Raw genomic sequence first — 20,784 nt, forward strand, 5'->3', positions numbered from 1 at the left:
GCATTTTAACATTTTTGTTAATGTAAGGTTAAAGGGACAGTTGCCTAAATGTTAAAATGTTAAATTTGAACGATGAGCAAGAAGATATTCATCGTACTAATCCTGCTAATGAGCTTATCCCTTGTGGGAATTATCTTTGTGCAGGCCTATTACATTAATAATTCCATAGTCAACGAGGAAAAGCAGTTTACTTTTAATGTAAAAAAAGCTTTAAGTTATACTTCGAGGGCCATTGAAAACAGGGAGTATAAGGAGCATATTAACAAGCTTCAACAACTGGAATCGGAAGGATTTGTGGTTGATACTACTGGGTATCAGGAATTATTTTTGAAATTGGAAGGCGATAATAATAGTGAGCCCATCATTTATAGAAATAGTATTTTAGAAGAGAACTACAAGTTATCTTCATCGATCTTTGACATAGGTTTAGACAGTATTACCATAAAACGGGTTTTAAGTAATAGAAGTACCAACAAAGTGGTTCAATCCAGTTTGTTAGAACCTCGAACCGATGGAAGTTTTAGGGGAAGTTTGCTTAGGGCAGGTGAGTTAACTAGGGCTAAAGAAGTCTTTTATGATGAATCATATAGAGATTTAGCTTTTAGGACACCTATCTACAAAAGAGTATCTGAAGAAGAAATAGAAAATCTTTTAACCAAAAAACTGAAAGAAGATAACATCAATTTAGGATTTCAGTTTGCTATTTATAGTAATGATTTAGCAACAAAGGTTCAAAGTGACAATTTTGAGTTGGATAAGGCCACAACCTTTGGGGTGACCATTTTTGAAAACGAAAATGATTTTAATCATTATAAATTGTTGGTGAATTTTCCTAGTAGGAATTTGTTTTTACAATCGTCAATTATAAAAATGACATTGTTATCCATCATCTTTACTTCGATTATCATTATTGCCTATACGAGTGCCTTAATGCAATTATTCAAGCAGCGTAAAATTTCTGAAATCAAAACAGATTTCATCAATAATATGACGCATGAATTCAAAACACCTATCGCTACTATTAACTTGGCTTTGGATGCGATAAGAAATCCAAAGGTAATTGAAGATACAGATAAGGTGATGCGTTATTTAAATATGATTAAAGATGAAAATAAACGCATGCATGCCCAGGTTGAAAACGTGTTGAGAATTTCAAGGCTAGAGCGTAATGAACTTAATATAAGTAAGGAAAGAGTTGATTTACATGAGCTAATTGAAGATGCCATTACACATGTAGAACTACTTGTTGAAGATAGACAAGGATTTATCCAATTACATTTAGATGCTGAACAAAATTCAGTTTTGGCTAATGAAAGCCATTTTACCAATGTAATAGTAAATATTTTGGATAATGCCGTAAAATATACACCAGAGGGTCAACCTCCTAAAATTGATGTTTCGACAGAGAATGTTGGAACAAATATTTTATTGAGAATTAAAGATCAAGGAAGTGGTATGAGTAAAGCAGCTCAAAAAAGAGTGTTTGAAAAGTTTTATAGGGAACATACTGGTGATAGGCATGACGTAAAAGGTCATGGTTTAGGTTTGGCCTATGTAAAAAGAATCGTAGATGACCATCAAGGTCATATTTCTGTAGAAAGTGAAAAAGACAAAGGAAGTACCTTCATTATTAGGCTTCCATTAATATCATAAAGCTATGAGTGACGCACAACAAAAGAAGATTTTATTAGTAGAAGATGATCCTAATTTTGGAACTATTCTTAAGGATTATTTAATGATGAATGATTATCAAGTTACCCATGCCAAAAATGGAATGGAGGGCTTTGAAAAATTCAAGAAAGACGACTTTGATTTATGTATCTTGGATGTCATGATGCCTTATAAAGATGGTTTCACATTGGCAAAGGAAATAAGGGATAAAAATTCGGATGTACCAATTATATTCCTAACTGCTAAGGCCATGAAAGAAGATGTCTTAAAAGGATATAAGGTGGGAGCAGATGACTATCTTAACAAGCCTTTTGATAGCGAGGTCCTGTTAATGAAAATAAAGGCTATTATGCAACGTAAAGCAACAGAAACGGTTGCAGATAGTAAACAATTTGAATTCCAAATAGGAAAGTTCCATTTGAACTCAAAATTAAGGTTCTTAACCTATGATGGCGGGGAGCAAATTAAATTATCTCCTAAAGAAAATGAACTATTGAGATTGCTTGCTCTTCATGAAAATGATTTAATGCCTAGGGAATTGGCCTTGACAAAAATATGGCGTGACGATAATTATTTTACTTCTAGAAGTATGGATGTATATATCGCTAAGTTGAGAAAATATTTGAAACTAGATGAAAATGTTGAAATACTTAACATACATGGAGAAGGATTTAGGTTGGTTGTAAACCAAAGCGCTTAAAATCATATACCTATACAATAAAAAAAGTCCAGCTATTAGCTGGACTTTTTTTTTAATATTTATTGATATCATTCATATCCAAACCTGATAGAAAATCACTTTCTCCAATGGTCTGCCCTGTGGACGAGTCATAATCCACAAGAATTTTCCATAGACCATTTTCTTGAATTAAAATCACATGAAATTTTCCATAATATGAGGCTTCTTCACTCGTGTTTGGATTTAATGTAAGCTTGTATATTCCTATTTCAGATCCGGTTTTGGCATTATGGATCCGTTCATAAAACCGGAATGAAATGGTTTGGTTTCTACTTGATTTTTGCCATCTCCTTTGATATCCGGACATATAGTCTTCAAATTCCATAATTCGCTTACCATCAGCATTAACGCGTATTAATTCTTTACTGTGGATGCTTTTAAAGAGATTTAAATCCTTTGTTTCAAAGGCTTTGGTAAAAGGAATCCAAATTTGTTTGTTGATATTTTCTAGTTCAGATTGGTTCTGGGTAAACCCATTAACCGAAAATAAAAAAAGAAATATAAGTAGATTAACTGATTTCATGATTGTTTAATTTGTTGTCAATGGTATTAACAATTTCATGAAGAGGTGTTTCGTAGTCAAACCAAATAGTGGATTCATTTTTCTTAAACCAAGTTAGTTGTCGTTTTGCAAATCGTCTTGAATTTTTTTTGATTTCCGAAATGGCGAATTCTTTGGTCCAAGCTCCTTCTAAAAACATGAATAGTTCTTTGTAGCCAACGGTATTTAATGCATTTAAATGCTTTTTAGATTCTAGAGATTTTACTTCCTCCAAAAGCCCTAAGCTCATCATAAGGTCTACCCGTTGGTTGATTCGGTCATAGATGATGTTTCGATCTGCAGTTAGTCCAACGTGAATGGTTTCAAATGGTCTTTTGGACTCTTTTTTATTTAAAAATGTTGAGTATGGTTTGTTGGTTCCTAAACAAATCTCTAAGGCTCTTATGACTCTATGCGGATTGTCAATGGCTATAGTTTGATAAGATTTTGGGTCAAGTTTTTGAAGTTGCTTTTGAAGGGATTCTAAACCAGATGTTGCTAATTGTTCATTTAAATCCTCTCGAATTTTCGGATCAATATCCGGAAAATCGTCTAAACCTTTGGTAACAGCATCTACATATAGACCAGAACCACCAACCATAATGACTATGTTGTATTTATCAAATAAGTCTTCAAGTTTTGATAGGGCATCTCGTTCAAAGCTTCCCACATTGTACTCATCTTCAATGGATATGTGATGGATGAAGTGGTGCTTTGCAGCTTTGAGCTCTTCCTTGGTAGGAGCTGCAGTCCCAATACTCATTTCCTTAAAAAATTGTCTAGAGTCCGCAGAAATGATTTCTGTGTTATAATGCTGTGCCAATTTAATGCTAAGGGAAGTCTTTCCAATAGCCGTGGGGCCAACAATAGAAATTAGGAATTTTCCGTTATGCATCATTAATTAAATAACCGCATTTGTAACAATACTTAGCTTGGTCTTTATGACCTTCAACAGAACAATTTGGGCATGACTGTGAATTGATATCAATTTTAGTATGCTTTTTACTTTCTAAATTAGAATCCTTCTTATGACTATCTGATTGACTTTTGGCATATTCTGCCGATACTATTCCCGTAGGTACAGCAATGATACCATATCCTAAAATCATAATGACTGCAGCAATAAATTGTCCTAAAGGGGTCGTAGGAGCAATATCTCCAAAACCTACTGTTGTTAAGGTTACAATGCACCAATAAACACTTTTAGGGATGTTTGTAAATCCGTTTTCTTCGCCTTCTACTAAGTACATAATCGTTCCAAAAATGATGGATAAAATAAGTACGGCAAACAAAAAGACTGATATTTTGGCTCTACTTGCTTTAATAGCCATGGTTAACTGGTTGGATGCTCCCAAAAAGCGTGCTAATTTCAGAACTCTAAATATTCTTAATAATCTTAAGGCTCTTAAGGCTACCAATGCATGTGTTCCCGCAAAAATGATGGAGATGTATTTAGGAAGTGTTGATAATAAATCAATAATTCCATAAAAACTAGTAATGTACTTAATAGGTTTTTTAACGGTAATTATCCTGAATATATACTCGATAGTGAATAGAATTGTGATAATCCATTCAGAGATATTTAAAGCTTGGTGATACTTGGCATCAAAGCTTTTTATGCTTTCAAGCATCACCAATAAAATACTTGCTAGAATGGCAATTAATAGAATAATATCAAACAGTTTCCCTTGAGGGGTATCTGCCTCATAAATGATTTCATGAAGCTTTTCTCGCCAATCAGATTTCTTTTTGGGATTGTTCATATTATAAATGTAACAAAAAAAGAAGTTTAAGTCCTTTTAAGGGAGATTAAAGATTTTGTTTGAAAATTAGTGACTAAGTTCATGAATTCCTTTAAATAAGGATAGTACCCAGGTTCATATTTTGCTTTCAGAAAGTCAATTTTTAATAAAAGTGTTACCACATTATTGTTGTTTGTTGAGGTAAAAATTACCCTTCCCGAATTTTCAGGTAGGCTGTAATTTTTACTTTCAGGTAAATCAATAAGGGTGTAATCTTCTCCTAAATCTATTTCCATGGAATACATAAAAGAATCTTTATAACCAAAATCAATAGGATAGGTTCGTTCTTGCAATTTAAATGGATTTTTGCTGAAGAATTTAAATAGGAATGGGTCAAAGTATAATCTGTCAGCAACTTCATTTAATTGGACCTCTACATCAAATTTTTCAATTAAATCATTGGAATATTGATTTTCACTTTTCATTTCGAAATTAGAGATTTCAATATTTTCATTTTGATCCAATAATTTTGTTTCATAAGCCGTAGGATTTCCGTAATAGGATTTCTTTCTTGGCAAGGAGTGGTAACCCCTTGCTGCCGTATTCACAGTTCCTGTTATTTTTCCATTGTCAGCTTTTAGTTTTACGTGATAAATGATATTTGAAGAACTTTTTGGCTCAATGGAAACCCAAGAGCTACCTTCTTTAAAATCTAGCAAACGTCCTTCATCATTAAGGCAACGATAGGGGAGTTCACCAAATGGCATGTATTTATCTGTGGCGTCTAAATAATAGGTGTTGCCATCGATAGATGCTTGAACAATGATATAATTAAAATCAGTTAAAACAGGGAATATTTTAGTGGGAAAGCCATTTGCTCTTGTAGAGAGAATTATTGGTTTGACATCAATACCATTCTGTTCTAAAACATTATGCAAGAGGATGTTTATTTCTCCTGAATTTCCAGTTCCTTTTTTTACTAAATCTTTAACTGCAACATCCTTCATCAAATGAAATTCTCCATTCCAAGTATAGTTTTCTTGAATGAAATGGTAAATGGATTCTGCTCTTTTTAAAAGATTTGGCTCCTCAGAAATTTCTGTTGGAATTAATTCTTTAGACACTGAAGATTTTCTCAATTGCCTACCAAAACTTTCATCAGTTCTTAACTCCTTATCGACGTCATCCCAGGTTTTGGTGTAATGTTTTACACGACCATCAAACCCTCTAAAAGTTTTTAGTTCATACTCAATTCTTGAAAGATAATTGTATTTGTTAGTCATATAATCTTCAGGTATGAAAGCAGGAATGTCTTTCATTATGTACTGTGATTCGCTACAATTTGCATAAGAACCGTTGGGGCCTGAAAGACAATTATTTCGTATCGTTTCCCATTTGTCGTACAAATTTTGATAACCAATTAATTTGATACTATACTCCCAGTTTCCTGGTATGCTTGTATTGTACTCGCTGTAGAGTTTAGGAATTTCATCTTGAAAATCCCAGCCTTTATATTTGAATAAAAAGGGAGAGATTATGGTGTAAGAATAGGTAATTACGGAGCCCTCTTTGATATTTGGAAAAGTAAATTTTACCAAGGTGTAGTTGTCATCATACTCCTCTTCAAATATAGATTCTTTTTCTAATTTAGTTTTAGTTACACGCCCCCCATCCAAATTGTAGGTTGCTCCCGTAATATCTTTTACAACTTCATTTCCTTTGTTTGAGTGGTATTCTAATTCTGTAATGGTTGCTTGTTCAAAGCCTTTTTTATTCAGAATTTTTATTTTTTTCTTTATTTCTGTGTAAAGCTTATAATTGTCTTTGTCGATGTAACTGTTTCCATATTCATATAAAACAACAGCATTTGCTGTTGAGTCTTTAGCAAAGTAATTTGTGGAAAGATCTTGTCTGGTTACGGTTAAGTCTTCAGAATTAAATCCCGATTGGGCTTTTAAAATAAATGAGGTTAAGAATAGTGTGGTTAGAATTAGGTGTTTTTTCATTGTTTAGTTAGTAATAGATGATTTTTAATTTTTTCTTTCGTCTTAAATAGCTTTGAATTATATGTTGAGAATCTCGATTATTCTCCATAGGTGTAATTATAGATTCAAGGATATGGGCGTTCACTATTTGATAATTTAAATCAACATAGCCCAGGCCAGCAAAAACACCGTCTTTAATTAATATGACACTTTTTTCTTCAATATCTCTCCCTCGGTCTATAATGGCCATATTTTTTCCAGAATAGGAGTTTTTATCTATTAATTTTTTAACCCTTTTATTGTATTCTTCAGTTGGTTCTTCTGAAATACACGCTCCTTGACATTGTTTAATGGTATAATTAAAACAATTGGATTTGGTTGGGTATAAACCCACCAATTTTTGACAAAGTCCATACTCTTCAACAATATTAAATAGAAATTGTTTAGCACTTTGCCTGTTACTAAATGTCGTTATGGCTTGCTTTCTGCCATCGGCCTTATCAATCTTTAAATTGATGTATCCGTTTTCATCTGTATAACTATAAAGAGCATGTGTGAATATATTTCTTCTGAGTGCTCGGTTGAATAAAGGTCTTAACTTCTTAATTTCTTCACTTTCTTTAAGAAGCGCCACCAATTCACTGCCCGTTTGCTCATAGGTTACAGCAGCTGTTTGGAGTTGTATTTTTTTTGATTTGGGATTGGTGTTTGAAAAATGCTGACTAATTCGGCTTTTAATATTTTTGCTCTTGCCAATATAAATAACATCGCCATACTCATTATGAATGTAATAAACCCCGGTTACTGTAGGCAATTCATCAATAATTCGTTTTAAATTGGGTTCCATTTGATATTTAGGCTCCATTCGGATGGCATCCTTTACAATGTATTTATCCAAATCTTTATTTAGGAGCATCTTAAACAGTTTAACAGTAGCCATGGCGTCGCCACTAGCTCTGTGCCTGTCACTAACAGGAATCCCTAATGATCGAGCTAATTTTCCTAAACTATAAGAATCTTGACCCGGAATGAGTTGCTTTGAAAGTTCAACGGTACAGAGTGTTTTTCGCTTATATCCAAAGCCTAAACGGTGGAATTCCGTTCTTAGAATGCGATAATCAAATTTGGCGTTATGGGCGACAATAATGCAATCTTCAGTAATCTCCACAATACGTTTGGCAACTTCGTAAAACTTGGGAGCATTTCGCAACATGTTACTATTGATACCAGTCAAATTCACTACAAAGGGTTGTATATCTCTCTCTGGATTGACCAATGAAATAAATTGGTCAACCACCTTATGACCATCAAATTTGTAAATGGCGATTTCGGTAATACCTTCTTCATTGTATTTCCCTCCCGTTGTCTCTATGTCAAGTATAGCGTATATAAGTAAGTTCTTTTTCTTTTAATGATAGTTTCGTTCTCCAAAAATGCTGCTTCCTACTCGAATCATATTGCTTCCGCTTTGAATAGCCAATTCATAATCGCCACTCATTCCCATGGAAATGGTTTTTAGGTCACAACGCTCGTTCTCAAAAGTTTTTAAAGTATCAAAAGCTGATTTTAAACGGTCAAATTCATTTTTTATTTGATTCTGATCCTCTGTAAACGTGGCCATTCCCATGACACCCGTTATATGAATATGATTCAAAGGTTCTAAATCTTTAGATTGAAGTAGATTCTTTGCATCTTGAATGGACATACCAAATTTAGAATCTTCTTCTGCGATTTTTATTTGTAGTAAACAATTGATAGTTCGATTATTTGCAGAGGCTTGTTTGTTAATTTCCTTCAGAAGTTTTAGTCTATCTACCCCATGAATCAAACTAACAAAAGGAGCCATGTATTTGACTTTATTTGTTTGTACATGTCCTATCATGTGCCATTGGATATCTTTAGGTAGGCTTTCATATTTCTCTGCCATTTCTTGAATTTTATTTTCACCAAAAATTCGTTGTCCAGCTTGATAGGCTTCCATGATATCCTCATTGGGTTTGGTTTTGGAAACGGCAACCAGAGTAACTTCCTTAGGAATTTGGTTTAAAATACTTTCAAGATTTTCTTTTATACTCATACATAATTTTTAAAACTCATAAATGGTAACACCACTGCGTAATTTTGGTAAAACATAAGTACTTTTCGGGGGCATGGTTAAACCTTCATCTGCAATTTGTTTCATTTGCTCAACAGTCGCTGGAACCATGCCAAAGCCTACTTTGTAATCCCCACTGTCAACACAACTTTTTACATCGACAATGTCATTTTTTCCATTGGTGTATTCGATGCGGTCATTATGCCTTAAATCTGAAATTCCTAAAATGGGGTTTAAAATGGTTTTGTAAAGCAATTGAGCATCTAAGGTATCCAAAGCGGTTTCAAATTTATATAACGATTTTCTTAAATATAAAGAATAAAATTCACCATCCAAATACATGCTGAAATGATGTTGTTTGGATGGCTTGTAAGCTTTTTTGCCTCGATTTTCGATGCGATACCAGGCATCCAATTTAATAAGAAATTCCTCTTTACTCAACCCATTAAGATCTTTAACCAATCTATTGAATTCATAAATTTTCAAATCAGATTCAGGAATTAAATAACTCATAAAATAGTTATAGGGTTCCAGGGAGTTATGATTTGGATTTTCACTTCTTAAATCTTCATAAAGAAGAAAAGAAGAAGCAGAACGGTGGTGCCCATCTGCTATATATATCACTGGAATTTTTTCAAATTCCGCTTGTATTTTTTGAATTGATTGATCATCCTCAACCAACCACATGTAATGAGTGTCTCGGTAAGTGGTTGTGAACTCGTATTCTGGGCGGTTTTTTTGAACTTTGGCTATTATTTGAGCTATGGATGCATTGTCAGGATACGTTAAAAGTACGGGTTCGGCATTAAACCCCACGGCTTTAAGATATTCCTTGAAAATAATTTCCTTGTACGCCAGGGTATCCTCATGCTTTTTTATAGCATCCTTTTCATAATCTATGGCACTTGCGGCCGCAATTATTCCATTGAATATATCACCATCCCTGTTTACAATGCGATACACATAATAGGTTGGCTTTTCATCTTCTATAAAAATGCCATCTTCTTTAAATTCTAGGTATCTATTCTTAACAAGCGCATATCGAGCTTTTCCAACAACATCTTTTGCAAACCGATACCCAGGATTTATAATATGTAAAAACGAAAACGGATTATCCCTTAACCTAGATTCTACCTGCTCTTTGGTGTAGCTTTGGTAGGATCTAGAAGCTACAAGACTCACCTTATCTCTGGTGGGTCTAACAGCTTTAAAAGGAATAATATGGGCCATTTATAAATGTTCTTTTTTTAGATAAATTGTTTAGACACCTTTTCAGCTTTTCTACTTTCGGAATAATCATAAAAACCTTCCCCAGATTTTACCCCTAACTTTCCAGCTCTTACCATGTTAACTAGTAATGGACAAGGAGCATATTTAGGATTTTTAAATCCATCATACATCACTTCCAAAATAGATAGACATACATCCAACCCAATGAAATCCGCCAATTGTAACGGTCCCATGGGGTGGGCCATTCCTAATTTCATTACAGTATCAATCTCTGAAACTCCAGCGACTCCATTATAAAGTGTTTCTATAGATTCGTTTATCATTGGCATCAAGATTCTATTGGCTACAAATCCTGGATAATCGTTTACTTCAACTGGAATTTTGCCCAATTGTTTTGACATTTCCATGGTGGTATTTGTTACTTCATCACTTGTATTATAACCTCTAATTATTTCAACAAGTTTCATGATAGGAACTGGATTCATAAAGTGCATTCCGATAACTTGATCTGGTCTAGCAGTCACAGAAGCGATTTGGGTGATAGAAATAGAGGAGGTATTGGTTGCCAAAATCGTGTCCTCTGAACAGTCATCACTTAACTGTTTGAAAATTTTTAATTTAAGGTCAATATTTTCAGTAGCTGCTTCTACCACCAAACTAGCATATTCAACTCCTTCTGTTATATCAGTAAAAGTGGTAATGTTATCTAAAGTATTCTTTTTATCAGCTTCAGTAATAGTCTCTTTTGAAACCATTCGGTCCAAATTTTTAGTGATGGTATCCAAACCTCGCTTTAAAGATGCTTCACTTATATCAATAAGTTGTACTTTAAATCCAGCTTGAGCAAAAGTATGTGCGATACCATTTCCCATGGTTCCGGCACCTATAACTGCTACGTTTTTCATAATAATAATTTTGTGCTCCCGCCAAAGCGGGATTGTTCTTAATTAGTTTGTGATTAGTTTGTGTTTGAATTTAGTCCCTAAAATTGCTCAATTATTTTTGTGGCTAATCTTAAGGCTTCGGTACCATCCTGAAGTGTGACAACAGGCGTGGTGTTTGTGTTAATGGCATGAGCAAAAGTTTCTAATTCATCCAAAATAGCATTGTTTTTAGGAATGTCTGGATTATCAAAATAGATTTGCTTTTTAATACCTTCTGCATTTTGAAGGATCATATCAAAATCTCCTGGATCTGTAGGGGCATCTTTCATTTTTACCACTTCACATTTCTTTTCCAGAAAATCTACCGAGATATACGCATCACGCTGGAAGAAGCGTGTTTTACGCATGTTTTTAAGCGAAATTCTACTGGCTGTTAGGTTAGCTACACAACCATTTTCAAATTCGATTCGAGCATTGGCAATATCAGGCGTTTCACTGATAACTGAAACACCACTAGCAGAAACAGATTTCACTTTTGATTTAACCACACTCAAAATGACATCAATATCATGGATCATCAAGTCTAACACAACAGGAACATCAGTTCCTCTAGGATTGAATTCTGCCAATCTATGGGTTTCAATAAACATGGGGTTAACAATCTTGTCCTTTACCGCAGTAAATGCTGGATTGAACCTTTCAACATGACCTACTTGCCCCCTTAAGTTATTTTCTGCCAATAACCTTCTAATATGCTCTGCTTCTTCAACCGTATTGGTAATGGGTTTTTCAATAAAAATATGCCTGCCTTTAGAGATTGCTTTTTTGGCGCATTCATAATGAGAAAGGGTTGGTGTTACAATATCCACCATATCAACCGCGTCAATTAAATCATCTATAGAATTAAAGTATTTATAACCGAATTCTTCTTCTACTTTTTTGGCATTGTGTTCGTCTTCGTCGTAAAAGCCAACCAATTCGTATTTGGTTGATTGTTTGAGAAGTCTGAGATGGATTTTGCCAAGATGGCCTGCACCAAGTACTCCAGCTTTTAACATATTATCTTGTTTTTAACAAAAATAAGATTTTAGATATTATTTTGAATGTTTTGAACTATTAAAATATCCCTAAAGGAATTACCAATAAAATCTGTTGAATTTGGTTTTGACCTTTCAAATGTTTGATTAATTTTATCCAGAAATCTGCTACTTCATTTTGAAAGATACTTATAGACATCAAGGATTAAGACAGCAACTGGTTGAGGTTGTAAGAGCTAAGGGCATCGAGGATGAAAAGGTCCTAAAAGCCATAGGGAAGGTGCCAAGGCATTTGTTTATGGATTCAGGGTTTTTGGATCATGCTTATCAGGATAAAGCATTTCCAATTGCGGCAGACCAAACGATATCTCAACCCTATACAGTAGCTTTTCAAACCGAGTTGTTAGAAGTGAAACCAGGAGATAAGATTTTGGAAATAGGAACGGGGAGTGGTTACCAAACTGCCATATTGTGTGAATTGGGGTGTCGCGTCTTTAGTATTGAAAGACAAAATGAGCTGTTTAAGAAAACTTCAAAGTTTCTTCCCAAGTTGGGCTATAGAGCTAAAAAACTCATTTTTGGGGATGGGTACATTGGTTTGAAGGAAGAAGCACCTTTCAAAGGCATCATTGTGACAGCGGGGGCACCATTTGTTCCCAAAGCGCTTTTGGCACAATTGGAAATTGGTGGGCGTCTCGTGATTCCTGTCGGAGACAACGTTCAAACCATGACTTTATTTATTAGAAAAGGCCCCAAGGACTTTGAAAAACATGAATTTGGTGATTTCAGGTTTGTACCTTTATTAGAAGATAAAAACTAAATCTCCTTCCTATTTACCCTGTTTAACACAGTTATTAATCTACTCTTGGTAAATATTCTGGTGGAATAGGGTTTTCTGGGGTTTCTTGGGTCCAGTAAATATTGACAATCCACCAACGTTTGCCATCAAAAAGCAATTGAATGCTATTAACACCTCGCATAAAAGGAATAACATCTGTTTGAGTTCTAAAGGTCTCATAAGTACTGAAAACTTGTGCGATGTTTCCATAGGTGTTAACCACTCTGTTAATTTCTTTTTCAAAGAAACCATTGTCCATCATCCAAGTTTCAGCTGACTTCACATAATCATTGGGAGAAATATATTTCACTTTATAAGTACTGTCTTGTGCTCTCGCCGTCGGTATTAATTTGGCATCTGGTTTAAATAGATATTTAAAAAATTCCCAATTTCTTTCTTGACCTCTTTCTCCAGAAATTACTTCATAAAGAGACTCTATAGTAGAATCCATTGTTCCTACATAATTGATAAAGTTGGTTTGTGGTAAAAAGAGACTGATACCTCTTTTTCTTAATGGTTCAAACCATTTATTTCTTAATTTAAGTTGCTCTTCAGAAGGCTCTTTTAAAACGGTAAATTTATTAGTGTCTTCATCATACAGAATTCCTATTTTAAAATAGTATTCTTGAAGTGGTAAAGGTTCTGCATGGATGATATATTTATCAAAAAAATCGCTGATTTCTGGATAGGTTTCCTCTGTAAAATCAGCAAAGAAAGAATCCTCATTAAAGGTTTTGTTGGGACCATATTTTCTGCTCAATTTGATAATCACATCCATTAAACCTGTATTGCCTTTAGAGAGTTCAATGAGTCTGATGTCCAATAGGCTGGCAGCTAAAGCTCCTTTCATATTGATGTTCCCAAATTGTTTTTGTCCATCAGCTGTATAGGAAGTTAGTGCTAGATCCAAAAGGCTATAATGATTGTTGTAAAGGTTTTTACTGATGTAAACCTTTTTTTCCAATTCAGACAAATATTCATCGGCAGTTGTTTCACCACCTCTAAACATCATCATTTTTGAAGCCCATTCGGTAACGCCCTCATAAAGCCATAAATGCTTTGAAGGAAGCGGGGTGTCATATTGGAATTTAGAAACAATCTCACTATGAAGATTTAATGGGGTCACTATATGAAAAAATTCATGTGCTGCTAGGTCTAGGATTTCCTTCTCTAAATTTTTCCATGGTGTTTCTCTATAAACGTAACCAGAGCTGCGGTTGTGAGCCCAAGAACCATCTGTTTTATCTTCAAACATGAATAGGAATGTGTATTGGTCAACAGGAATACCTTCTATATAATTACCAGCAGTTTCAAACATTTTCTTCATAGATTCCATGATTTGTGAAGCTGTAACGACACCTGTTTTTGAATATGAAAAAATATCAATTACAGACCCCTGAACTGTCATGGATTCTCTAGTGAGATATCCAAGTAAAATTGGAGAGTCTACCACGTGGCTATAGTTTTTTGCCAGATATTTTCCTGAGCTTGATTTTTTTAGAGAAGTGGCAACTTGCCATTCTGCTGGGTGTTGTAATTGAAGTTTAATGGGCGTTTTCTTCTTTCCTTTGAAGTAACCAAAAACAGCCTGCCCATTGATTAAAGCATGATCATTTTCAATGGAAGTTCCAAATCTCAAATGAATTGGGTTTTGGTCTACTGGACTATCCCAAGTCTCTGAAATTTCATATTCAATTCGAATGACTTTATGTGGTTTTGAAATTTTAAATTGGTTGGTAGAAATGTGTTTGGTAGCAATCTCATTTCCATGTTTATCAAATGCCCTAAAAGAGGTTACATATTTCCCTATGTCCATTATTTGATAAGTGTTTGGAGCAGTAGCTGCAAAATTGAATATATCATTTTCCTCTCCCAAACTAGGAGGTGTAACTGTAACTTTAAAGGTATCGTTACTCCTGTCTAATAAATTAACCGTAAACTGAATGTCATTAGTTACCGGGATAGTAGGGTTTAATAGAGAACTACAAGAAGATAAAAGGATTGAAAGAGCAATGATGTAAACTTTAAAAAATCTTTTCATGAACAATTGGGATTAAAGTAATATTCCGGTAGGTTAGAAACTTTTATTAATTCTGTCTAAATTTCTTTTCATATCGCGATCCTTGATAGTCTCCCGTTTATCAAACAGTTTCTTACCTCTGGCTAAGGCAATTTCAATTTTAGCAAGTCCTCTATCATTTATAAAAAGTCTTAAAGGGATGATGGTTAATCCTTTAGTGCTAATGTCTTTTTCGAGTTTTTTTAATTCCCTTTTATTTAAAAGTAGTTTTCTTTCTGCCTTGGGTTTGTGGTTGTAGTAGTTCCCAAAGGCATATTCTTCTATAGTCATATTGATGACAAATAATTCCCCGCGATCATTGAATTCGCAAAAACTCTCAGCAATTGATGCCTTACTTTGTCTAATGGATTTTATTTCGGTACCAGTAAGAACGATACCGGCGGTATATTTATCCAAAATTTCATATTGAAATTTGGCTTTTTTATTTTTGATATTGACTTGCTTCTGCATATCCCACAAAATTACTGTTTTTTAATGATTGTAGAAAAATGAAACTGCAAGCTATCTTATGAATTTTATTTTTTATTGGATGTTAAGCTAACTCCAAAGCGATTTGAATCATTTCTTCAAAAGTAGACTCCCTTTCTTTGGAAGTAGTACGTTCTCCAGTAACCAATGAATCAGAGATGGTTAAAATGGTTAGGGCGTTCACATTGTGTTTGGCTGCAACGGTGTATAAACCAGCGGTTTCCATTTCCACACACAACACACCAAATTTGGACCACTTTTTATAGCTTTCAAAATCATCAGCATAAAATTCGTCACTGGTAAAAACATTCCCTGCCTTAATAGGAATTTGTTTTTCTCTAGCCACATGAATCGCCTTTTCAAATAATTCAAAACTAGCTGTTGGGGCATAATCGGCACCTCCAAATCGAAGTTCGTTAACGCCTGAATTTGATGAGGCTGCCATAGCAATAACAATATCTCTGAGCCTAACATTTTTTTGATAGGATCCAGCGCTGCCTACACGAATTAAATTCTTTACTCCGTAATAGGCTATTAATTCATGAGAATAAATGGAAATACTGGGAACACCCATTCCTGTACCCATGACTGAGACACGTTTCCCGTTGTATGTGCCCGTATAGCCAAACATATTTCTAACTTTATTAAAGCAGAAGATATCTTTTAAAAAGGTTTCTGCAATCCACTTAGCTCTCAGTGGATCTCCTGGGAGTAAAATGGTTTCAGCAATCTCTCCCTTTTTGGCTTCAATATGTATACTCATAAGTTCTTAGTAATTATTAGATGTAGAAGTATTTCCTAACACAATAGCGATTCCAGAGGAGGTGCCAATCCTGGATACACCTAAGTCGATATACTCTTGTGCAGTTTTAGTGTCTTTGATACCACCTGAAGCTTTAATCTTTATCTTTTCTCCAGCAACAGATTTCATTAATTTCACATCATGAATTGTTGCGCCACCTGTGCCAAAGCCAGTTGAAGTTTTAATAAAATCGGCGCCACTCAATATTGATAATTCGCTGCCTTTGATTATTTCAATTTCTTCAAGATAGCAAGTTTCTAAAATGACTTTAAGGGTATTGTTGGGCATTATATTTTTTACAGCTTCTATATCTTGCCAAACTTTATCAAATTCTTTTCCCTTTAACCATCCAATATTAATGACCATATCAATTTCATCGGCCCCATCGAGAAGGGCTTGTTGGGCCTCAAAGACTTTAGCTTCGGTACTCATTGCTCCTAATGGGAAACCAATCACTGAACATATTTGCACATTGGAACCGGATAAATAATTTTTAGCAAGGGAAACGTAGCAACTATTAACACAAACAGAGAAAAAGTCATAGGATTTTGCCTCTTCGCATAGTTGCATTACATCCTCAGCAGAGGCTTGGGGTTTAAGTAAGGTGTGATCAATGTATTTGTTTAATTCCATACCAATAAATGTAATTATTTTTATTGTAAAATGTTAAAAATCATCGCTTTTATGGGTAATGGTAAGGAATTAATTGGAATTGTCACATGATAATTATCAGTCTATTACTTGATTATGCCATTTACTTTTGTTTTGATTATTGGTTCTAAGCGGTAGTCAAAAATATAGTTTTAAAGTCAACCCTTATGACTTCATTTGAATAGTAATTTAAGTATTATGATTAATTGTTGTATTAAAATTTCAAATGGTCATAAGAAAAATGCTCCATGTTTTACATGGAGCATTTCATTTATAGCAAATTATTTTCAAAGTATTAACTTGTCAAGGCATAGGATGGTTGTCCTGTGATAATTTGATTTCCATTTGTTGTTGCAATACGAACGACTCCTGTATCAATATATTTTACCGCCATATCGTAATCATCTATACCTCCCGAGGCTTTGATTTTTATTTTATTCCTAACAGTTTTTTTGATCATTTTCACGGCAGTAAGGGTAGCACCGCTCTTAGAAAATCCTGTAGATGTCTTTATGCCTTCTGCCTTGGCATCTATACAAATCTGACAAGCTCTTATAATTTCATTTTTAGAAAGCTCACTAATTTCAAGTATAACTGTTAAAGGTATATGCCCTATTGCCAACTTGACATCGCGAATATCTTTAAAAACAGAAACAAAATTTTTACTCCGCATTAAGCCAACATTCATAACCATGTCAATTTCATGGGCGCCATCTTCAACGGCCTTGACAGCTTCATATACCTTGGCTTCAGTGCTCATAGCTCCTAATGGGAAACCAACAGTAGCCACTGTTTTGACGTTACTTGTGATTAAATAATACTTGGATAAGGGGACATTAGAACTGTTTACGCAAACTGCGTGATAACGATGTTTTTTTGCTTCTTCACACAATTTTTTAATGTCTTCCTTGGACGCTGTAAGGGATAATTGCGCCTCTTCAATATAGCTATTAATTTTCATGAATGTAGGTTAAGATGTCGTAAAAATACGATAAACGGTTTGTTTTGTGAAATTTTTTAGATGAACGGTAGAAAAAATTAAGAAATTTTAGGACTCTAAAATTTAATTGACTGAAAACAAAAAAAATAGATTTTTGACTTTGAATTATAGGAAAATAAAAAAGCAACGATCGTCTAAAAGTGAAGTACGACTCACGTTGCTTTTTCAACTAACTAACCAACTATATGATAAAATTAACGCATTTCTTTTAAGTATATTATTCTGATAGGATTTTTAACTTAACTTTAATATTCCTCAGTAATTAAATCTCCTTGATTTCTGAAAACCAATTTGTCGTCAAAAGCATCTAGTAAAATAATACTATCTGTACTTATTCTACCAGATAAGATTTCTTTACTCAATTCATTCAAGACTTCTTTTTGAATGACTCTTTTCACAGGTCTGGCTCCATACTCTGGATTATAGCCTTTTTGAGCTAAATAGTCAACTGCCTCTTTTGTTGCATCAAAAGTGATACCTTGTTTAGAGATCATTTTGGTTAAACCTTTTAATTGAAGTTCAACAATATCATGTATGTTCTCTTGCGTTAATGGTGTAAACATGATGGTGTCATCAATCCTATTTAAAAACTCGGGTCTAACTGATTTTTTCAATAAACCTAAAACCTCAATTTTTGCAATTTCCATGGCAGCTTCAATATCCTTAGTAGCTTCAAACTTTTCTTGGATAATATGGCTTCCCATATTTGAAGTCATAATGATAATCGTGTTTTTGAAATCTGCAATTCGACCTTTATTATCTGTAAGTCTTCCTTCATCCAATACTTGTAATAGGATGTTGAAGGTATCGGGATGTGCTTTTTCAATTTCATCCAACAATACAACGGAGTAGGGCTTACGTCTTACAGCTTCGGTTAATTGTCCTCCTTCGTCATAACCTACGTAACCTGGAGGTGCTCCAACCAACCTACTCACTGCGTGACGTTCTTGATATTCACTCATATCAATCCTAGTCATAGCATTTTCATCGTCAAATAAATATTCGGCAAGGGCTTTAGCCAACTCAGTTTTACCTACACCGGTTGTTCCTAAAAATAGAAATGTACCAATTGGTTTTTGCGGATTTTGTAAACCTGCACGAGACCTTCTTACGGCATCACTTACTGCTTGTATGGCTTCTTCTTGACCAACCACACGTTTGTGTAATTCATCTTCTAGTTTTAAGAGTTTTTCTCTTTCACTTTGAAGCATTTTGGTCACAGGTATGCCTGTCCATTTGGCTACTACTTCCGCAATATCATCATAAGTAACTTCTTCTTTGATAAGGGAATTATTAGCTTGATTTTCTAAAAGTTCTTTTTGAAGACCATCTAGTTTTTCTTGAGCTTCTTTGATCTTACCATATCTTATTTCAGCTACTTTCCCATAATCACCTTCTCGTTCAGCTCTTTCTGCATCTAATTTAAAATTTTCAATTTCCAATTTGATGGCTTGAATATTTTCAACCAGTTCTTTTTCGCTCTTCCATTTGGCATAAATTTCATTACGCTCTTCTTTGAGATTGGCCAAATCAGAACTTAAAGATTTTAATTTGGCTTCATCCTTTTCGCGTTTAATGGCTTCTATTTCAATTTCCAATTGCATGATTTTTCTATCCAAAACATCCAATTCTTCAGGTTTTGAATTGATTTCCATACGCAATTTGGAAGCAGCCTCATCCATTAAGTCAATGGCCTTATCTGGTAAAAATCGATTAGTGATATATCTTTCTGATAATTCAACTGCGCCAATGATAGCCTCGTCTTTAATGCGAACCTTATGGTGCGCCTCATATTTCTCCTTAATACCACGTAAAATGGAAATAGCACTTTCAGTATCAGGTTCATCTACCATGACCTTTTGAAAACGTCTTTCTAAGGCCTTATCCTTCTCAAAATACTTTTGATATTCGTCTAGAGTTGTTGCACCTATAGATCGTAACTCACCTCTTGCTAAGGCGGGTTTCAAAATGTTGGCAGCATCCATAGCTCCTTGACCGCCGCCAGCTCCTACAAGTGTATGTATCTCGTCTATAAACAATACAATGTCGCCTTCGCTGGATGTTACTTCCTTAATAACAGCTTTTAAACGTTCTTCAAATTCACCTTTGTATTTAGCACCGGCAATTAGAGCTCCCATATCTAAAGCATAAATTTGCTTATCCTTTAAATTTTCAGGGACATCACCGTCCACTATCCTGTGAGCCAATCCTTCTGCTATGGCTGTTTTACCGGTTCCTGGTTCACCCACCAGAATAGGATTGTTCTTAGTTCTTCTGGATAGAATTTGCAGAATACGTCTTATTTCCTCATCCCTACCTATAACCGGATCTAATTTGCCGTCTTTGGCCAATTGATTTAGGTTTTTGGCATATTTATTTAGGGAATTGTAAGTGTCTTCCTGACTTTGGGAAGTGACTCGATCTCCTCTTCTCAGTTCCTCAATGGCAGCTTTTAAGTCTTTTTCTGTGACTCCTTGGTCTTTCAGCATTTGTCCAATTTTACTATTGGATTTAAAAACAGCCAAAATGAGGTGCTCTATAGAAACGAAATCATCGTTCATTTTTTTTGCAATGATGGATGCTTCGTTTAAAGTTTTTGAAGCTTCTCTTGAAAGCATAATATCTCCACCAGATACCTTAGAAAAACTTTCCAACTGTTTGTCTAAAGCCTGTTCTAATATCGATGTATTGACATTTAATTTTTTAAGAATAAATGGCAAAACATTTTCATCAACTTCAAGAATGGCTTTAAATAAATGTTCGTTCTCAATTTGTTGATGTCCAAAGCCTTGTGCTAGCTGTTGCGCTTGCTGAACGGCTTCTTGTGATTTGATTGTATAATTGTTGAAATTCATAATGTTATCTTACTTTGCGAATTACCTAGGTCAACAATCTTACCAATCAAAAGAGGCAGACAAAATGTCTTTTAAATCTAGAAATAGCGTGACTTTTAGTCAGTTGTGCTTTTTTGGATTTTACTTCAATTTTTATTCAATATAATTGTTAATTGGCAATATTGGG

Annotated in this window: 18 protein-coding genes; 3 read left to right on the plus strand and 15 right to left on the minus strand. The window is 34.4% G+C overall.

The window, feature by feature from the left end; all coding sequences use genetic code 11:
- The first annotated feature begins 108 nt into the window (after positions 1–108).
- Positions 109–1,653 (plus strand): sensor histidine kinase KdpD, encoded by a 1,545-nt coding sequence (locus ZA07_RS11955; RefSeq protein WP_082316597.1) that lies wholly within the window; start codon positions 109–111, stop codon positions 1,651–1,653.
- A gap of 4 nt (positions 1,654–1,657) precedes the next feature.
- A complete protein-coding gene (locus tag ZA07_RS11960) occupies positions 1,658–2,371 on the plus strand; it encodes a response regulator transcription factor (protein WP_053971903.1) in 714 nt (237 codons plus the stop codon).
- Between the two features lie 52 nt (positions 2,372–2,423).
- On the opposite strand, the gene ZA07_RS11965 is transcribed toward ZA07_RS11960, so the two are convergent.
- From ZA07_RS11965 to ZA07_RS12005, 9 genes are all read right to left on the minus strand, one after another.
- Positions 2,424–2,933: a DUF4440 domain-containing protein gene (locus tag ZA07_RS11965; protein ID WP_053971904.1), complete on the minus strand. Its 510-nt coding sequence runs from the start codon at positions 2,931–2,933 to the stop codon at positions 2,424–2,426.
- Positions 2,920–3,849, minus strand: coding sequence for a tRNA (adenosine(37)-N6)-dimethylallyltransferase MiaA (miaA, locus tag ZA07_RS11970; RefSeq protein ID WP_157492128.1), 930 nt, complete (start codon positions 3,847–3,849; stop codon positions 2,920–2,922). Before miaA ends, ZA07_RS11965 begins: the two co-directional genes overlap by 14 nt.
- The gene (locus ZA07_RS11975) at positions 3,839–4,714 is read right to left on the minus strand and encodes an ion transporter (RefSeq protein ID WP_053971905.1); all 876 of its coding nucleotides are present in this window, start codon (positions 4,712–4,714) and stop codon (positions 3,839–3,841) included. Before ZA07_RS11975 ends, miaA begins: the two co-directional genes overlap by 11 nt.
- Positions 4,715–4,740: 26 nt before the next feature.
- Positions 4,741–6,699, minus strand: coding sequence for a DUF3857 domain-containing protein (locus tag ZA07_RS11980; RefSeq protein ID WP_053971906.1), 1,959 nt, complete (start codon positions 6,697–6,699; stop codon positions 4,741–4,743).
- A gap of 7 nt (positions 6,700–6,706) precedes the next feature.
- The gene (locus ZA07_RS11985; protein ID WP_053971907.1) at positions 6,707–8,068 is read right to left on the minus strand and encodes a 3'-5' exonuclease family protein; all 1,362 of its coding nucleotides are present in this window, start codon (positions 8,066–8,068) and stop codon (positions 6,707–6,709) included.
- Between the two features lie 18 nt (positions 8,069–8,086).
- The gene (locus tag ZA07_RS11990) at positions 8,087–8,755 is read right to left on the minus strand and encodes a YggS family pyridoxal phosphate-dependent enzyme (protein WP_053971908.1); all 669 of its coding nucleotides are present in this window, start codon (positions 8,753–8,755) and stop codon (positions 8,087–8,089) included.
- A 9-nt stretch (positions 8,756–8,764) separates the two neighbouring features.
- Positions 8,765–10,003, minus strand: coding sequence for a DUF1015 domain-containing protein (locus tag ZA07_RS11995; protein ID WP_053971909.1), 1,239 nt, complete (start codon positions 10,001–10,003; stop codon positions 8,765–8,767).
- A 17-nt stretch (positions 10,004–10,020) separates the two neighbouring features.
- Positions 10,021–10,908, minus strand: a complete 888-nt coding sequence (locus ZA07_RS12000) for a 3-hydroxyacyl-CoA dehydrogenase family protein (RefSeq protein WP_053971910.1) — start codon at positions 10,906–10,908, stop codon at positions 10,021–10,023.
- Positions 10,909–10,985: 77 nt separating this feature from the next.
- Complete coding sequence (locus ZA07_RS12005) at positions 10,986–11,945, minus strand: Gfo/Idh/MocA family protein (protein ID WP_053971911.1); 960 nt, start codon at positions 11,943–11,945, stop codon at positions 10,986–10,988.
- A 157-nt stretch (positions 11,946–12,102) separates the two neighbouring features.
- Between ZA07_RS12005 and ZA07_RS12010 the strand changes: the two genes are divergently transcribed.
- On the plus strand, positions 12,103–12,744 hold the full coding sequence (locus ZA07_RS12010) for a protein-L-isoaspartate(D-aspartate) O-methyltransferase (protein WP_053971912.1): 642 nt from the start codon (positions 12,103–12,105) through the stop codon (positions 12,742–12,744).
- A 34-nt stretch (positions 12,745–12,778) separates the two neighbouring features.
- On the opposite strand, the gene ZA07_RS12015 is transcribed toward ZA07_RS12010, so the two are convergent.
- The 6 genes from ZA07_RS12015 to clpB all read right to left on the minus strand — a co-directional run bounded on the left by ZA07_RS12015 (position 12,779) and on the right by clpB (position 20,618).
- Positions 12,779–14,803, minus strand: coding sequence for a hypothetical protein (locus ZA07_RS12015; protein ID WP_053971913.1), 2,025 nt, complete (start codon positions 14,801–14,803; stop codon positions 12,779–12,781).
- A 33-nt stretch (positions 14,804–14,836) separates the two neighbouring features.
- Positions 14,837–15,292, minus strand: a complete 456-nt coding sequence (smpB, locus tag ZA07_RS12020; RefSeq protein WP_053971914.1) for an SsrA-binding protein SmpB — start codon at positions 15,290–15,292, stop codon at positions 14,837–14,839.
- Positions 15,293–15,374: 82 nt separating this feature from the next.
- A complete protein-coding gene (deoD, locus tag ZA07_RS12025; protein WP_053971915.1) occupies positions 15,375–16,073 on the minus strand; it encodes a purine-nucleoside phosphorylase in 699 nt (232 codons plus the stop codon).
- Between the two features lie 6 nt (positions 16,074–16,079).
- Positions 16,080–16,745, minus strand: a complete 666-nt coding sequence (gene deoC, locus ZA07_RS12030; protein ID WP_053971916.1) for a deoxyribose-phosphate aldolase — start codon at positions 16,743–16,745, stop codon at positions 16,080–16,082.
- Positions 16,746–17,058: 313 nt separating this feature from the next.
- Entirely contained in the window at positions 17,059–17,724 is a 666-nt protein-coding gene (deoC, locus tag ZA07_RS12035) for a deoxyribose-phosphate aldolase (RefSeq protein WP_053971917.1), read from the minus strand.
- Between the two features lie 284 nt (positions 17,725–18,008).
- A complete protein-coding gene (gene clpB / locus ZA07_RS12040; RefSeq protein ID WP_053971918.1) occupies positions 18,009–20,618 on the minus strand; it encodes an ATP-dependent chaperone ClpB in 2,610 nt (869 codons plus the stop codon).
- Positions 20,619–20,784: the final 166 nt, after the last annotated feature.

It is taken from the genome of Mangrovimonas sp. ST2L15 (assembly GCF_001280515.1).
Classification (GTDB): Bacteria; Bacteroidota; Bacteroidia; order Flavobacteriales; family Flavobacteriaceae; genus Mangrovimonas; species Mangrovimonas futianensis.

Excerpts from the sequence above, each read along its gene's own strand:
- ZA07_RS12005 (WP_053971911.1), bottom strand. The coding sequence starts at position 11,945 with ATGTTAAAAGCTGGAGTACTTGGTGCAGGCCATCTTGGCAAAATCCAT.
- ZA07_RS12000 (WP_053971910.1), bottom strand. The coding sequence starts at position 10,908 with ATGAAAAACGTAGCAGTTATAGGTGCCGGAACCATGGGAAATGGTATC.
- ZA07_RS11955 (WP_082316597.1), top strand. The coding sequence starts at position 109 with ATGAGCTTATCCCTTGTGGGAATTATCTTTGTGCAGGCCTATTACATT.
- deoC (WP_053971917.1), bottom strand. The coding sequence starts at position 17,724 with ATGAAAATTAATAGCTATATTGAAGAGGCGCAATTATCCCTTACAGCG.
- ZA07_RS11980 (WP_053971906.1), bottom strand. The coding sequence starts at position 6,699 with ATGAAAAAACACCTAATTCTAACCACACTATTCTTAACCTCATTTATT.
- ZA07_RS11995 (WP_053971909.1), bottom strand. The coding sequence starts at position 10,003 with ATGGCCCATATTATTCCTTTTAAAGCTGTTAGACCCACCAGAGATAAG.
- miaA (WP_157492128.1), bottom strand. The coding sequence starts at position 3,849 with ATGATGCATAACGGAAAATTCCTAATTTCTATTGTTGGCCCCACGGCT.
- ZA07_RS11990 (WP_053971908.1), bottom strand. The coding sequence starts at position 8,755 with ATGAGTATAAAAGAAAATCTTGAAAGTATTTTAAACCAAATTCCTAAG.
- deoC (WP_053971916.1), bottom strand. The coding sequence starts at position 16,745 with ATGGAATTAAACAAATACATTGATCACACCTTACTTAAACCCCAAGCC.
- deoD (WP_053971915.1), bottom strand. The coding sequence starts at position 16,073 with ATGAGTATACATATTGAAGCCAAAAAGGGAGAGATTGCTGAAACCATT.
- clpB (WP_053971918.1), bottom strand. The coding sequence starts at position 20,618 with ATGAATTTCAACAATTATACAATCAAATCACAAGAAGCCGTTCAGCAA.
- ZA07_RS11965 (WP_053971904.1), bottom strand. The coding sequence starts at position 2,933 with ATGAAATCAGTTAATCTACTTATATTTCTTTTTTTATTTTCGGTTAAT.
- ZA07_RS11975 (WP_053971905.1), bottom strand. The coding sequence starts at position 4,714 with ATGAACAATCCCAAAAAGAAATCTGATTGGCGAGAAAAGCTTCATGAA.
- smpB (WP_053971914.1), bottom strand. The coding sequence starts at position 15,292 with ATGCAGAAGCAAGTCAATATCAAAAATAAAAAAGCCAAATTTCAATAT.
- ZA07_RS12015 (WP_053971913.1), bottom strand. The coding sequence starts at position 14,803 with ATGAAAAGATTTTTTAAAGTTTACATCATTGCTCTTTCAATCCTTTTA.
- ZA07_RS11960 (WP_053971903.1), top strand. The coding sequence starts at position 1,658 with ATGAGTGACGCACAACAAAAGAAGATTTTATTAGTAGAAGATGATCCT.